13 protein-coding genes are annotated in these 15,891 nt (G+C 32.5%); 9 read left to right on the top strand and 4 right to left on the bottom strand.

Features of this window, described 5'->3' with window-relative positions; translation table 11 throughout:
• The coding region (locus tag ABID42_RS16330) for a hypothetical protein (RefSeq protein WP_367284575.1) at positions 1–353 on the bottom strand (353 nt) is incomplete at its 3' end.
• 365 nt (positions 354–718) lie between these two features.
• On the opposite strand from ABID42_RS16330, the gene ABID42_RS16325 reads away from it, so the two are divergent.
• The 8 genes from ABID42_RS16325 to ABID42_RS16290 all read left to right on the top strand — a co-directional run bounded on the left by ABID42_RS16325 (position 719) and on the right by ABID42_RS16290 (position 9,432).
• Complete coding sequence (locus tag ABID42_RS16325) at positions 719–1,324, top strand: hypothetical protein (RefSeq protein ID WP_367284574.1); 606 nt, start codon at positions 719–721, stop codon at positions 1,322–1,324.
• Position 1,325: 1 nt separating this feature from the next.
• Positions 1,326–2,327 carry a DUF262 domain-containing protein gene (locus ABID42_RS16320; protein WP_367284573.1) on the top strand — a complete coding sequence of 334 codons (1,002 nt, stop codon included), beginning with the start codon at positions 1,326–1,328 and terminating at the stop codon, positions 2,325–2,327.
• 151 nt (positions 2,328–2,478) lie between these two features.
• The gene (locus ABID42_RS16315; protein ID WP_367284572.1) at positions 2,479–3,279 is read left to right on the top strand and encodes a hypothetical protein; all 801 of its coding nucleotides are present in this window, start codon (positions 2,479–2,481) and stop codon (positions 3,277–3,279) included.
• 154 nt (positions 3,280–3,433) lie between these two features.
• Entirely contained in the window at positions 3,434–3,685 is a 252-nt protein-coding gene (locus ABID42_RS16310; protein ID WP_323256006.1) for a hypothetical protein, read from the top strand.
• A gap of 182 nt (positions 3,686–3,867) precedes the next feature.
• Positions 3,868–4,431: a hypothetical protein gene (locus ABID42_RS16305; protein WP_367284571.1), complete on the top strand. Its 564-nt coding sequence runs from the start codon at positions 3,868–3,870 to the stop codon at positions 4,429–4,431.
• A gap of 246 nt (positions 4,432–4,677) precedes the next feature.
• Positions 4,678–7,857 (top strand): DUF4450 domain-containing protein, encoded by a 3,180-nt coding sequence (locus tag ABID42_RS16300; protein ID WP_367284570.1) that lies wholly within the window; start codon positions 4,678–4,680, stop codon positions 7,855–7,857.
• A 140-nt stretch (positions 7,858–7,997) separates the two neighbouring features.
• A complete protein-coding gene (locus ABID42_RS16295; protein ID WP_367284569.1) occupies positions 7,998–8,753 on the top strand; it encodes an SDR family oxidoreductase in 756 nt (251 codons plus the stop codon).
• A gap of 97 nt (positions 8,754–8,850) precedes the next feature.
• The gene (locus tag ABID42_RS16290; RefSeq protein ID WP_367284568.1) at positions 8,851–9,432 is read left to right on the top strand and encodes a TetR/AcrR family transcriptional regulator; all 582 of its coding nucleotides are present in this window, start codon (positions 8,851–8,853) and stop codon (positions 9,430–9,432) included.
• Here ABID42_RS16290 and ABID42_RS16285 read toward each other — a convergent pair.
• Complete coding sequence (locus ABID42_RS16285; protein ID WP_367284567.1) at positions 9,429–10,967, bottom strand: glycosyltransferase family 39 protein; 1,539 nt, start codon at positions 10,965–10,967, stop codon at positions 9,429–9,431. The two genes, ABID42_RS16290 and ABID42_RS16285, sit on opposite strands and share 4 nt — an antisense overlap.
• 318 nt (positions 10,968–11,285) lie before the next feature.
• On the opposite strand from ABID42_RS16285, the gene ABID42_RS16280 reads away from it, so the two are divergent.
• Positions 11,286–13,451 (top strand): FUSC family protein, encoded by a 2,166-nt coding sequence (locus tag ABID42_RS16280; protein WP_367284566.1) that lies wholly within the window; start codon positions 11,286–11,288, stop codon positions 13,449–13,451.
• Positions 13,452–13,867: 416 nt separating this feature from the next.
• Here ABID42_RS16280 and ABID42_RS16275 read toward each other — a convergent pair whose 3' ends face one another.
• On the bottom strand, positions 13,868–14,497 hold the full coding sequence (locus ABID42_RS16275; RefSeq protein ID WP_367284565.1) for a DUF3137 domain-containing protein: 630 nt from the start codon (positions 14,495–14,497) through the stop codon (positions 13,868–13,870).
• 300 nt (positions 14,498–14,797) lie between these two features.
• On the bottom strand, positions 14,798–15,802 hold the full coding sequence (locus ABID42_RS16270; protein ID WP_367284564.1) for a Gfo/Idh/MocA family protein: 1,005 nt from the start codon (positions 15,800–15,802) through the stop codon (positions 14,798–14,800).
• Positions 15,803–15,891 lie beyond the last annotated feature (89 nt).

The following is a 15,891-nucleotide window of genomic DNA, read 5'->3' as shown; positions in this document are numbered from 1 at the left end:
ATGAAATTTTGCAACCATACAAAAAAGTTTTGTTGACTTACAATGAAATTTTGTAACCATGCAAAAAAGTTTTGTTGACTTACAATGAAATTTTGCAACCATACAAAAAAGTTTTGTTGACTTACAATGAAATTTTGTAACCATGCAAAAAAGTTTTGTTGACTTACAATGAAATTTTGTAACCATGCAAAAAAGTTTTTTTGACTTACAATGAAATTTTGTAACCATGCAAAAAAGTTTTGTTGACTTACAATGAAATTTTGCAACCATGCAAAAAAGTTTTGTTGACTTACAATGAAATTTTTAAGCCTACAAAATGTTATTGTAAGCTTACAAAAAAGTTTTGTAACCATGCAAAATAATTTTGTTGACTTACAATGAAGCATTGTAAGTCAACAAAACTTTATTGTAAGCTTACAAAATAGCTAATACAGTCATCATCATAAGCGATTAAAGTGAATCCATTTCCTTGAAATCTTGCTTGAAAGTTATGTAGGATTGAGGCATTTTATTGTTGAGTAACAAGGCTATGTTTTGAGGATGTTTTACCGTTTAATAAGTTTTTGGGAATTTATCGTATGATAATTTGGGAAGTTTGTTGGGTTTGGGTAAGTTGGGGGCTGATTTATTTACGCTTACAATTACCAGTGTTTCTTCGGGCAACTAAAGTTATCCTTAAAAATATAAAATACGACAGAAGATAATCTTAAATACTAAAATGACAGAAGAAGAAATTAAAGAAATCATTAAAAGGGCAGATACTTTTGAAAAAAGACTAATATTTACTCAAAAATATTTATTTCATGGTATTCCTGAAGTATTTAGAAATAGGGAGGATGATTACTTTGAATTTCGGAATAGAATTGCAAATAAATTTAATGTTGGATTTCATGAAGTTTTTATAGTCGGCTCTGCAAAATTAGGGTTCAGTTATTTTAAAGGGACTCAATTTAATTATGATTCAGATATTGATGTTGTTATTGTAAATGAAAAATTGTTTGAAACTTTTTATTTAAAAATATCTGACTATCAATATCAATTAGATAGACAGCAGAGAACTGTCGCTTTAAGAGAACTCAACATATATAATAAATTTTTAAAATATTTAGTCAAAGGTTGGATGAGACCTGACAAATTACCTACTTCATTTCAAGTAGATTTACTTAAATCTGAATGGTTTAATTTTTTTGAATCATTATCATATAATCGTTCCGAGGTTGGAAATTATAAAGTTTCAGCAGGTTTATTTAAAAACTACGACTATTTAGAAAAGTATTATACCAAAAGCGTTGAAGATTATTACTATTCAATAACAAAAAATTAACATGGCAAAGCAAATACCATCAAGTCCAAGTAATAAGAAAATTAGTGAACTTTACAAAAGAATTAAAGAGAAATCATTAATCTTACAACCCGATTTTCAAAGAAAGTTTGTTTGGTCAACAAAGCATAAAGAGGCTTTTATTCAAACAATATTAATGGGTTTACCATTTCCAGAAATATATACTGCTCAATCTGGTATTGATATTGAAAAAATAGAAACACAAGAAGTCGTGGTTGATGGGCAACAAAGATTAAGTACATTAATCCAATATATTGATGAACCGGAAGATTCCAAAATATTTGGAAAATTAGTTCAAAAATTTAGACATTTACCAAAAGACTCTCAAGAAGATTTTCTAAACTATAAAGTTGTTATTAGAGATCTAGAAGATGTATCTCCTGAAATAATACGAGAAATTTTTAAACGTATAAACCAAACAAAATTTAGTTTAGAACAGGTTGAAATTCAAAACGCAGTTTACGATGGCGAATTTATAAATACTGCAAAAGAAATATTAGAGTCTGTTGAAAAAGAGCATATTCCAATTTTTAGTGAATCTGAAATGTCAAGAATGTCAGACTTACATTTTATTTTATCAGTTATGACAACCTTAGAAATTGGTGGCTATTTCAATAGAGATACTGAAATTGAAAAAATGATTTCATCAAATAATGATGAATTTCAAAAAAAAGAAATTATTTCAAAAACTATAATCGAAGTTTTACAAAATATTAAAGCTTTGAATTTAAAAGAAGATTCTATTTGGTATAGAAAATCCAATTTTTTCACATTAGTAATTGAGCTTTGCAAAGAAACTAATGTTAACTATGCTGATATAAAAACAAAATTACTAGAATTAGAAAGTAGAATTCTTGAAAACAAATATAAACCTAAAGATGAAAATGAATATTCAACGTATTACTCTTATATGTACACTGGAACAAATAGTCGTCAAGCTAGAGTTATAAGGTCAGAAATATTTACAAATAACGTTTTCAAATAATCATTATATCCTCGCTGTTCTTTTGCCGAAGTTCGTGTCTCCACGAACTTCTTTTTTGATAAATAATCACAATCAATAAATAATCGTCCGTGAAGACACGGACAATGGCTGAGTCAACAAGCAAATACGCCATGTTTAACACCCAATAAAGATGAAAAAAGAAATAATACTATTAGTAATTTTAATTTTCGCTTCATGCAGACAAAAAAGTGATAAGAAACATTTGGGTGGACAAACATTTCCTCAAAATAGCAAAGAACTACTCTCTGAAAAAGAAAAAGTTTCTGATTTAGAGCGTATTGTTACTAATCGCTATTTTATCACATTTGAAGATGCAAAATCTTTCAAAGCTACTGACATATTCGGCGACCTCAACAATCGAATATCATTAACTGACACTATTGAAAATTCGCATGAAAGTGCAAAACAAATTCAGAATTACTTACAAACTAGATTCTCAGAATACTTTACAACAAAAGATTCGACATTGATTTTAAGACTTGCAAACGGTAAAAATCTTAAGTTTCCTGTTTGGGATGAGAAAAATGACCAGGGGTTCAATTTCGAGCATTACTTCAAAGAGATTGATTATTATTTGCTTCGAGTACAATGGAGTGAAGGAAACTGTTGGTTAATGGTCAACAGACGTAATGGTTTTAAAAAATACATCAGTGGGCTTCCCTATATCAACAAAGATAAATTTTTGACTATTAATTCTGACTTAGAAGCTGGATACAGTTTCAATGGCATTGAACTTTATTCTCTGATAAATGATACTTTGAGAGAAGAGTTTTCTAAAGAAACTACGTGGGGACCTGTTGACATAAAGTGGATAAATGACAAACAATTTTTAGTAAAAAGAGAACACTTTTATTTTGATACTATAACTGGAAACCAAAACAATAAAATTGACTATAAACTTGGGACTATTAAGAAGAAAACAAGCTTGTAAAATGGGCTTTGCCGAAGTTCGTATCTCCACGAACTTCTTTTTTGATAAATAATTAAAACGCCACCAAAATCAACAAATAGTCGTCCGTGAAGACACGGACAAGGGCTGAATGTTTAATTAAATGCTTCCTAATACCTAAATAAAGATAATCCTTATGAAAGAAAACAGAAAGTTCGAAGAATTAACCTTAGAAGAGCTAAAAGCAAAACAAAAAAAGTTTAAAGCCTTTGTGGGCATTCTCAGTATTATAACGCTCATTACAACTTTTGGGCTAATATACTTTGCTATAAAAAGTAACAAGTATAATTTGCTTATACTTTGTGGAAGCTTTTCTTTTGCTCTTTTTATCTGTTCTTATATCTTAAAGCAGATTGAAACGGAAATAAAATCAAGAGATTTAAAATAGGTTTCTTTGGTGAAGGTTGTGTCTTTATAAATTGTTTTCGGATATAAATAAACGGTAACCGCAAGGGTTACCGCTACAAGGTTTGTAATCGGTTTATCTCTGTATTTATTTCAAAAAAATGTAGCGGCAATCCTTTACGGTTGCCGAAAACGAATTAGCAAAAAAATTTTACACTTAATCCTATGCCAAACAAAAAATCAAGACATTCTATTCGCTACAAAAACCATGACTATTCTGCTGGTGGTTCATATTTTATTACTGTTTGTTCAATCAATCGTGAAAATATTTTTGGCAAAATTGTAAACCAACAAATGAATCTATCATACTTAGGCTCAATTATTGAAAAGGAATGGTTAAATATTCCAAATCGTTTTTCTTACGTTGCGATAGATACTTTTCAAATTATGCCAAATCATCTTCATGCAATTATTCATATAGAAAGAAATAAGATTAATGAAGATGAAGCTATTCTAAAATTCCCTAAACATACTCTTTTGGGAAATATCATTGGGAGCTTTAAATCTTTAGTCTTCTACAACTTTTATAAATATTTAAAAGACAATCATTTAATACAACAACAGTCTGCAAAAGTTTGGCAAAGAAATTATTGGGAACATATTATTCGTTTTGAAAATGAATTACATAAGTGCCAACAATACATCATCACAAATCCCCAAAGATGGAGTGAAGACGCTGACAACTTAGAAAAGTTATTGTTAAGAATGGAAGAAAAGAAGAGTCCTTAATATTTATTCAAAGTTTATCTTATCTCCACGAACTTCTTTTTTGATAAACAATCAACAAATAGTTGTCCGTGAAGACACGGACAACGGCTAGGCATACGTACAACGGCTAGAGACACGGACAATGAACTGCTGATAATACAATCAAATGAATGTAAAGTCGTTCTACAAATCATTTAATTTTCAGGAATAGGGTAAAAAAAGGCATTTTTAGCCTTATGTTTACAATACTCTCAAATGAAATGATTTATGAAATATTATCTATTCTTAGCTTGCTCCCTCCTATTTTCTATTCAGGTTACTGCCCAAATAAAACCTGTTGTCAAAAACTTACATTATCAACCTTTTCAGGGAAATGGATTTGTTTGTGTTAATCCAAAACAAAAATTCAATCGAGCTTTGTATGGTGGCAATTCTGCTTTCAGAGTAGAAGCTGGTGATTTCCCAGAGTTTGCTTTGTATTTGCCCGGCATGGGTGGAAACTGTAAAATCGGTTTATTGAATGGCACAAAAAGTAAATGGCTTTCGGAAGCACAGAAAATTCAAACAGTATATCAAGATGGAGCAATGCACTATAAAATTCAAGATGAATTACTAGGTGATGCTATGTTGATATTGAAAGTAACAGCCACTTACACGCATGAAGCCATGTTGATTGAATATCATTATGAAGGAAATGAACCCAAACAAACCCAAATATTAACTTTGTTTGGTGGCATTACGGCAAAGAAGTTTTCAAGAGATGGCGATATTGGTGCAGACCCAGAAAGTAGTTTCTATTTAAAAGCTGAAAATTGTAGCAAAAATAAAATCAAGCTCTCGAAAAATACTTTTCAAATTCAATATCAGCCTAAAGATTCTACACAAGTTGTTTCAGGACTTTTTCCTAGCAATTATACTTTAGCAATTACAGATGCTACTTCACAACAATCGCCTTTGTCTGTCAAAAACTTTGCTGATAAAATCACTAATCCATGCTTGATGAGTATTGGCGATTTACAAAAGACGGAGCAATTTATCTTGATTCAAAAAGGAAATAGTACTGATATTACTTATACAGAAATTCCTTCTTTTAAAAAGCAAAATGAAGTATTGCGTCAGAAAATTGTCAATACGATTCAAATTAAAACGCCTGATACTTTATTGAATCCGATGGGACAAGCATTAAGTTTGGCTGCCGATGCCATTTGGGATAGTCCAACTTATATGCACGGAGCTGTTGCTTGGCGTATGCGTTTGCCTGCTTGGCGTGGTCCTTATATTGCTGATGTGCTTGGGCAACATGATAGAGCAAAAACGCATTTCACTGCTTATGCAAAATCTCAGGTTAGTGATGAATTTCCTTTAACACATTCTTCTCCAGATTCTGCGATGCACTTGGCTCGTCAAATTGAGAAAATTGGGAAAGGTATTTTTACAGAAGGATATATCTGTAGAAATCCGAATGGAGATATTCGTGCGCATCATTATGACATGAATTTGGTTTATATCGACCAACTCTTAAATCACTTCAATTGGACTGGCGACACTACTTATCTCCGTGAAATGTGGCCGACGATTGAAAAACATTTGGCTTGGGAAAAACATAATTTTGATGCTGATAACGATGGACTTTACGATGCTTATTGCTGTATTTGGGCAAGTGATGCTTTGCAATATAGTGGCGGTGGAGTTACCCATTCTACGGCTTATAATTATCGGGCATTTCGTTCGGCGGCTTTCTTGGCTAAATTATTAGGCAAAAATGCCAAACCTTATGAAGAAGAAGCCAACAAGATTTATAAAGCTTTGCAAGAAAAATTATGGCTAGATGAAACAGGTTGTTTTGCTGAATACAAAGATGCTTTAGGTTTGCAATTAACGCATCCTTCGGCTGGACTTTGGACAATCTATCATGCTATCGATGCACAAGCGGCTTCGCCAAAGCAACAATACCTTATGACAAAATATGTTGAAAATAACATTCCTCATATTCCTTACAGCATTCCAGCACTCAAACAAAATTTCTATCAACTCAGCACCACTAATTGGCAACCTTATACTTGGAGTATCAATAATGTAGCTTTGGGCGAAAACTTGCATACTTCTTTAGCTTGTTGGCAAGCAGGCAATAAAAATTTAGCTTATGAAATTTGGCGAAATACCCTCATCGAAAGTCTTTATACTTCTGCTTCGCCAGGTGGTTTTGAACAATTATCAAGTTTAGATGCCATCAGAGGAGAATTGTATAGAGATTTTGCTGATGGTATAGGCATGGCTGGCAGAAGTTTGGTAGAAGGTTTATTTGGAATCAGACCACAATTATTAGAAAGCAAAATACTTATCCAACCGGGTTTCCCAAATGAATGGGTTTATGCAAATCTTAAAACGAGCGACATTCAGTTTAATTTCAAGAAAACTGCTAAGTTCTATGAGTACGAAATAAAAACCTTTTGGACGAAAAATACTGAAATCATCCTCAGTATTCCAGCAGAATACACAAAAGTAAAATCGGTTTTAGTAAATGGTAAACCAACAAAATTTACTTGGAAAACTAACGGGAATGATGAACCAATCCTTGAAATTAGCACGCAAAAAGGTAGAAGCTTTCTGGTGAAGGTATTATTTGAAGGCAATAAAATCAATACTAAAACAAATAATCTAGTAAAAGGAAAAGTCGAAATTGTTCATCAAAAACAACAAAATCTTACTGAAAATCAAGTATATAAAACCATTGATTTAAGCAGTTCTTTCAACGATAAAGTTACTCGTATTTTTAAAAACAAGTATTTATCTCCACGACCACAAAGTGCTACTTTACAATTACCGATTCAAGGAATTGGTAATTGGTGTTATCCTTTGGTAGTAGCCAATATTGATGATTCTGGACTTCGTCAAAAAGCAAAGCAACAAAATGGTTTAATTCATTATCAGCAAATTCCATTTACTACTCCTACCGATAGCAACCAAGTAAATATTGCTTTTGCGAGTAAATGGGATAATTTTCCTGATACTTTACTGATTCTTCCCAAAGAAAAAGTACAAGGTAAAAATATTCATTTGTTAATGGTTGGAACAACAAACCCAATGCAAAGTCAAATGGTGAATGGAAAAATTATTGTTCAATACGAAAGTGGTGAACAAACTACTTTTGAATTACACAATCCAAACAATTGGTGGCCAATCGAGCAAGATTACTTTTATGATGGAAAAGCATTTCAATACTCTCAGTCAGCACGCCCAACACGATTGTTATTAAAATCAGGAGAATTTGTGAATGAACTAGCCAAACATACAAGTATCAAAGGCTTTAGCAATATGGCAATTGATGGCGGTGCAGCTAATGTCTATCAATTCCCTATTCTTTCAAAACCAATCAAATCTATTGAAGTAATTTCACTTTGTAATGATGTAATTATTGGTTTGATGGCGGTTACTGTTCAAGAATAAGCATTTTTCAATATAAAAAAGAGGTGGAAAAATATTTTTCATCTTTTTTTTAATTTAATTTGGAATGTTCATTCCAAATTTATTACCTTTACGGAACAAACATTCCAAATAAGAAACTTGGAATTTAAACAAACAAAAAAATGAACAAATTATCGAATAAAATCGCAATCGTTACAGGTGGTAATAGCGGAATCGGATATGCAGCAGCTCAAGAATTAAGTGCCGAAGGTGCTACAGTAATTATAACAGGTAGAAACAAAGCTTCGCTTGAAACCGCTGCTACAGAACTTAATGCCAAGGCAATTGCAGCAGACCAAGCAGATTTGAAATCAATTGATAAATTGGTTGAAGAAGTAAAAAACACTTATGGTAAAATTGATATTATTTTCTTAAATGCTGGTATTGCTTCTTTTGCCCCACTTGAGTTTGCCTCTGAAGAACACTATGATAGCATTATGGATGTTAATGTAAAAGGCGTTTTCTTTACCTTACAAAAATTCTTACCTATTTTAAACGACGGTGCTTCAATTGTTTTCAACACATCAATTAATGCCCATGTTGGTATGCCGAACTCTAGCGTGTATGCTGGTAGTAAAGCCGCTATATTAGCATTCAATAGAGTATTTGCTACAGAATTAGCCCCAAGAAAAATCAGTGTAAATGCTATTTCTCCTGGTCCTGTAGAAACTCCTCTTTATGGTAAATTAGGTTTAGGACATGAAGAAGTAGCAGGTTTTGGTGAAATACTTGGGAAGAAAATCTTATTAAATAGATTCGGGCAAGCTAGTGAAATTGGTAAGGCTGTTGTATTCTTAGCTTCTTCTGATTCTTCATTTATTACAGGTACCGAACTTGTTGTGGATGGTGGCTTATTGGTAAACCCAGTAGTGATTTAATTTTTTGTCTAAATTTGGAATAATCATTCCACTTAAATAGCTTTGCCGAATATTTTCAGGCAAAGCTATTCTTACTTATATTAAAACAAGATATATCATGGCAAGGACAAAGGAATTTAATGAAATAGAAATCTTAGATAAAGCAATAGATTTGTTTTGGTTTAAAGGCTATAACGGTGCTTCGATGCAGGATGTTGTAGATTCCTTAGGATTGAGCCGTTCTAGTATTTATGATACTTTTGGAGATAAACATCAATTGTATATTTCTGCCTTAGAACAATACAGAAAACAAGCCGCAGGAGGCTTAATTGATATGGTAAAACAATCTACAAGTCCTATACAAACCATTCAACAACTCTTGGAAATGCTTTCAAATGATAGTCTCAATACCGTTTGCAACAAAGGTTGTTTTATGACAAATAGTACCATTGAATTAGCCCCCCACGACCCAGAGATTCATAAAATAGTCAAAGACAATATGCAAGACATAGAAGAGGCATTCTATAATCTTGTAAAAAAAGGACAAGACTTAGGTGAAATTACTAACCAAAATGATGCAAGAGCCTTAGCTCGTTTTTTGTTCAATACAATTTCAGGAATCAGAGTTGCCGCAAAGTCGGGTGCTGATAAAGCTGTTTATCAAGACATTATTCATGTTACTTTATCAGTTCTTCGTTAATCTTTCCAATCTTTCATTTCCTCCTCAATATCTTCTAGCAGAAAATGATTGATTGGTACTTTTGCATCTTTTAGTAAATAAATACTTGTACCGTATTCTCTGGCAAAAGGATTTTCAACTTTCCTTGTTAAAGCGACCAATTTAAAAAGAGGTCTTTCTTTTTCACGATTTTTATCATCATCGTCAGAAGACTGTATCAATATAATATTCTTGATTGCTGTTTTATCAAGCGGCGGAAACCAATTGATATAATCAGCATTCACCGTAACAGCATTAATATGTTTAAAAGCTGAATAATAATTGATGGCACCCGCTTGTCCATAATTATCACAGAGTACTAAAGTGTGTTCTTTGTCTTCTATACCAGCATAAACGCTATCTACTTTTTGGGCTAACTCTTTCCAACCTAACATATCGGCAAAGTCTTGCGGAATTGTATGGTCTTTTCCATCTTCCCATCTTAACAAATCAAACTTTTTGTATAGCTCTGTTCTTTGTTGTATTTCTTTTGGATTATAATTCGGGAAAGCTATTCTCATCATCGGTAAAAAAAGAATGATTATCAATAAAATCGCTACGGGACGAAGGTAAATTGTCCATCCTTCTTTCAAGATACTTTCCAGATAAACCGAACCGAAAGCTAATAAAATCGGATATAAACCAATGGCATAATAGGCTTTTGCTTGTAAATACACGAAAATGGAAAGAGAAAATACAAAAGCCCAAAAGAAAAAACGATACTCCTTAAAAGCTTTGTGCTTAAAAAATGAAATGAATGAAGCAATTAATACAAAGAAAGATGATAAGAAAAAGAGTATTTGTTCTTTCAGAAAGTCTGTTCTTTTTACATTCACTAATTGATACTTTTTGAGTAATGCCATGTGATGAACAACAGGAAAATTGTTTTCGTATTGCCAAATTAGATTCGGAAGTATCAATAAAAACGCTCCTAAAATAGTCAAGTATAAATGTGGATTTTTGAATACTTTTCGCTGTGGACTTATCAGTAAAGCAGGGAATAATCCTACCAATAAAAAGACGATATTATATTTATTCAAAAAGCCAAAAGCGAAAGTAATTCCTGCTATCCACAACCATTTATTTTGTTGTGTTTTGAAGTATTTTAAGATGCTGAAATACAAAAACGTCCAACAAAGTATATCTAAAGAATTGGGTTGAAAAAGGGTATTAATCCGTAAAATCACTGAAAGCGTAATGGCAGTTGCGCCTAAAATCAAGGCAAAAATTCCTCCTTTGAGCTCTTCGATGGCTTTCCAAACGATAATCATGGTTAATACACCAAAAAGAGTTGGGAAAAACTTCACCCAAAATATATCATTTCCTAACAAGAGTACAATATAAGAAAACCAAGAAGTAACGGGCGGAACAGACAAATATCCCCAAGCTAAATGACGAGCTTGGTCGAGATGTAAATATTCATCTCTGTGTAAATCATAGCCAGCATCTATGAGGGTTGACTGTAAAACAAACTTAAATATGATAAAGCAACAGAGTATCAGTAATTTCTTGAACATATTGTTTTTAGAAGAGAGGTTATCATTTTTGGAGCAATATATTAAATGTTGTTCATAATGAAAATTGAAGTGGCAATCTTCGTCATAGTTTCTTGAATATTTTATCTATTTTTACAAAAACTGATTTGAGACTTTAGAAACGTTGTATGAAAAATAAAATGGAAGACTTAATCTGTATCGCTTTTTAAATCCTTTTTTTCCTTTTAACAGGCAAATTAATTCACCTACTAAAAGGAAAATGAAAAAGTTTAAACAGCTTCATAATTACAATTCTTTTAAACATTTACAACTTGCTAAATCACTAATTAAGTAAAAAACATGACCTCAAAAACACAACAAACGACCAACGAAATCAAGAATTTTGTCTTGAGTTCTTACTTCGGTGATGGGCTCAGGATTACTTTTGGTGCTTTGGTACCTAGTTTAATTTTATCTCAGTTTGGTTTATTACAAACAGGCATTACGGTTTCTTTGGGTGCTTTATGTGCAAGTATTGCCGATACACCCGGCCCAATTACGCATCGCCGAAATGCGATGTTGGTTACAACCTTAGTGGTGTCTATCGTTTCTTTGTTAACTGGCTTTGCTAATGCTTCTGTTTATCTTCTTGGTATTTTAATCCTTGCCTTCAGTTTTCTGTTTTCTATGCTTTACGTGTATGGCAACCGTATTGCTTCAATCGGTACGGCAGCTTTACTGGTAATGACTTTGGGAATTGGCGATATTCGCTCTTTTTCTGAAATTTTACTCTATACACTTTATATCATTGCAGGTGGTTTATGGTATTCTGCGCTCAGTATTTCTTTGTATAAAATCATGCCTTATCGTTTAGCACAGCAGTCTTTGGGCGATTGTGTAATTGAAGTTGCTCATTTCATGAGAATCAAAGCGGGTTTTTATAAAGAAGGAATGGATTACGATGAAAACTATAAAAAACTACTGGAATGCCAAGTATTAGTCAATGAAAAACAAAATGCTGTTCGTGATTTACTCTTTAAAAGTAGGGAAATCGTTCGAGAATCAACACAACAAGGACGTTTCTTAGTCATCGTTTTTGTAGATGTGATGGATTTGTTTGAACAAATCATGTCAACTTTTTATAGTTATCAGACTTTACATAAACAATTTGATGAAATAGGTATTTTAAAACAATTTGAAACAGTTTTATTACATCTATCCGACCAACTTGAAGAAGTTGGCTATGCTTTGAAGGCAGATACCAAACCTCAGCTTTCGTTAAGATTACCTCGTGAGATTAGAGATTTAAAGCTTGAGATTGAAGCTTTAGAGAGAGGAGAATATGGTAATGAATTCAAAGAAAGTGGCGTACAAGCGTTGAAGAATATTGAAGTAAATGTTGAAAATATCTTTCATAGAATCAAGAAGATTAACGGACATTTTAAAGACAGAAAAGCCAGAAAATTGACCAAAAGTCAGACGCAATCTGCTTATTTTATCTCACATGAAGAATATGAATTCAGTTTATTCAGAGAAAACCTTGCTTTAAAGTCAGAGATTTTTCGTCATGCCATCAGAGTATCGGTTGTGATGTTAATTGGCTTTATCATTGCACAATCTTATAATTTCTTACACAGTAATTGGATTTTGCTGACCATCATGGTCATTATGAAGCCGGCTTTCAGTTTGACTAAAGAAAGAAATTATCATCGTTTGATTGGAACCATTATCGGGGCAATCGTCGGCATGAGTATTCTCTCTTGGGTTGATGACGGTTCAGTACTTTTTGCTATTTTATTGATTTGTATGTTGGGTGCTTACAGTTTCCAACGGAAAAATTATGTAGTCAGCGTACTATTTATGACGCCCTTTATTTTGATACTCTATGATTTTTTAGGAATGGGAAGCAGAGCCATTTTTATTGAAAGAGTATATGATACCATTATCGGTGGAAGCATTGCTTTTATTGCCAGTCACGTTTTTTTACCAAGTTGGGAACATCAAAAACTCAAAACAGTTTTGGTTGAAATGATAGAAGTAAACTTGGCATACTATCACCAAGTTTCTACTTATTATTTCGGACAACAATATGATAAGATTCCCTATAAAATTATTCGTAAAGAAGTATATGTTCGCAGTGCCAATTTAGCTTCGGCATTTCAAAGAATGTTCTCTGAACCTAAAAGTAAACAGCTGAGTATCAAAGAAATCCACAAGTTTTCGGTATTAAATCATTTGATGTCTTCTTATGTAGCAACATTGGCATTGTATGTTATGGAACACAGAGAAGAAATTCCTGCGATTGAAGGTTTGAAAGAAATTGCGTCCAACAGCGAAAAGCTTTTGAATGAAGCTATGATGACCTTGATTAAAGATGAGAGTATTGCTGGAAATGATTTAAAAATACTTCCTCTTAAACATGTTTTTAAAGAAGATGACGATACCCTTCTTATCGCCGAACAATTCATCGACCTTCAAAAAGTAGCCTTTGACATCTACAAAATTTCAGAGAAGATTAAGGTTTAATCAATATCTCCTGTGGGTAAAATGCCTTACTCCTTCATGAATTTAGGCTTCGCTTTTTTTATTACACAAAGACCTTTAATACAATATTTTCAGGGGTGAAAACATATTTTTCTACCTTACAAAATAGTTTTTCAAGGGTGAAAATGTTTTTTTCTACCTTACAAAATAGTTTTTCAGGGGTGAAAATGTTTTTTTCTACCCTACAAAATAGTTTTTCAAGGGTGAAAATGTTTTTTTCTACCTTACAAAATAGTTTTTCAAGGGTGAAAATGTTTTTTTCTACCTTACAAAATAATTTTTCAAGGGTGAAAATATATTTTTCTACCTTACAAAATAATTTTTCGGGGGTGAAAAATAGTAGAAAACAGGTAGGCAATATTCATTTAAGCTTACAGAGTTTTAATGAAGGAAAATTGCTACTTCAAATCAATTTCAGGGCGAGTTTCATAAGCTGAACCAATTTCGCAAAGTCTATCCATAATTTCGGCAAAGAGTTTAAACAGTATTTTTAATTGTGCTATGTCTTTAATGATACCCACCACTTCTAAATATAATTCATCAACTCCTTCAGGGAAATGTTGTCCAAAATAACCTTCATCGTCTTTAACTTTTACTTGAAATTGTGCTAAACTAGACAATGCCAGAAAATTATTTTTGATGTCTTCATCCTTGAACAAAGCTTTTATTTTATCAGGATTCTTACTTTTTAATACAAAAGTATCATCAAAGATTTTGTCTTCTATTTCAATGTCTTCCATGCCAAAGTACTTGCCTATTGTTGCAAAAAAACCTTCTTTGAAAATCTCAAACCTAAAATCATCTTTGTTGACATAAGCACAACGCATTCTGGTATAAGGTATCGTGCTTTTGCCTGTAGAACGATGAAAGACATCCAGTACGATTGTCCAATTTTTATGTTCAAGCACTACTTTAGAATCATCTATCAGAAAACTCTTTTTCATGATAAATTGTGCATTGATTTCTTGTTCCAATTGTATCCAGATTTCTTCCTTACTTGGTCCGAAAATATTTCTTAATAATCCCATTTTATGTTGTATTTGGTGGAAATGAAACATGAATTATTCCAAATTTTCACTTAAAGTAGTAAGCTATTAGACCATTTCAAAGGTTTTATAGTGATTATCGTCTTGTTCTTACTTTTCTTTTCTTGATAAAAGAAAAGTAACAAAAGAAAATCAAGAATTCCTAAACTCGCTCCGCTCAAACAGTAGGAATTCATTGTACATCAATCATAAAAAAACGGTCGAAATTAGTTTTCCGACCGCTTTTCTGTGACATTAAAATTTGAAATATCACCTGATATATAAATATCATAAACCGAATAATTAAGCTTCTTGAGGATATTTTAGTCCAATCTGACTTCTGATTTCGCACATCAATTCCATCAATTCTAAACTAAATTGTAAAGGAAGTCTATCGTTTTCAGTTTTTCCTTCTGTTAAACAACGTTGTACATCTATAGCTTCATAGCTGTATCCATAACCATTTCTTTCTGTTTGAAATACTTGTGGTGCTTCGCCAGCTAATTTTAAGGTAAAACTAAAGGTTTCATGGAAACGGCCCGAAATAAAAATCTTTCCCTTAGTACCATAAATCGTACAAGTAGTATCTGTTTCAGCGGCTAAAGTTGAAAATAAAGAAGCTGTAGCACCATTCGGGAAAGCCAAAGCCACCGAACAATTCATATCAACACCTGTTGGTGCAAAAGTAGCCACGGCCTTTACTTCAGAAGGTTTGCCCAACAATAATTTACTGATGAATAAAGGATAAATACCAATATCGTATAAAGAACCACCTGTAAGTGCTGGATTAAACAGACGAGCATTTTCATCATAATGTGCCAAGAAACCAAAATCTGCCACAATATGCTTGATTTCACCAATTGTACCCGCTTTGATAATTTCTTCAACTTGATTGATGGCAGGATGAAATCTTGACCAGATAGCTTCCATCAAGAAAAGGTTTTTTTCTTGAGATTTTGCAATCATTTCCTGAACCATTTGTGTGTTAATGGCAAAAGCTTTTTCACACAAAACAGGTATTCCAGCTTCCAAACACATCAAAGTATTTTCATGATGTTGTGCATGAGGCGTAGCGATGTAAACCACATCAATTAAACCACTTTTTAGCATTTCTTCATAACTACCAAAAGCATGAGGAGTATTGTATTTTGCACCAAAAGCTTTGGCTTTGTCTAAATCACGAGAAGCGACAGCGTGCAAAGTAGCATTAGGAACATAAGTGACTAAATCATCCGCAAATTTCTCGGCTATTTTTCCGCAACCGATAATTCCCCAACGAAAAGTATAAGTCTGAGCAACTGAATCCATTGAATAATAGTATTAAAAGGTTTGATTGATTATGATTTTGATTGGAAAGGTAATTTTAGTGTTGAGAGATAAATTTTGTACTAATATCG

The sequence above is a fragment of the Arcicella rosea genome, assembly GCF_040543805.1.
GTDB lineage: Bacteria > Bacteroidota > Bacteroidia > Cytophagales > Spirosomataceae > Arcicella > Arcicella rosea.
The sequence above is the reverse complement of the archived record's forward strand: the minus strand, read 5'-3'. Positions and strand labels throughout refer to the sequence as shown.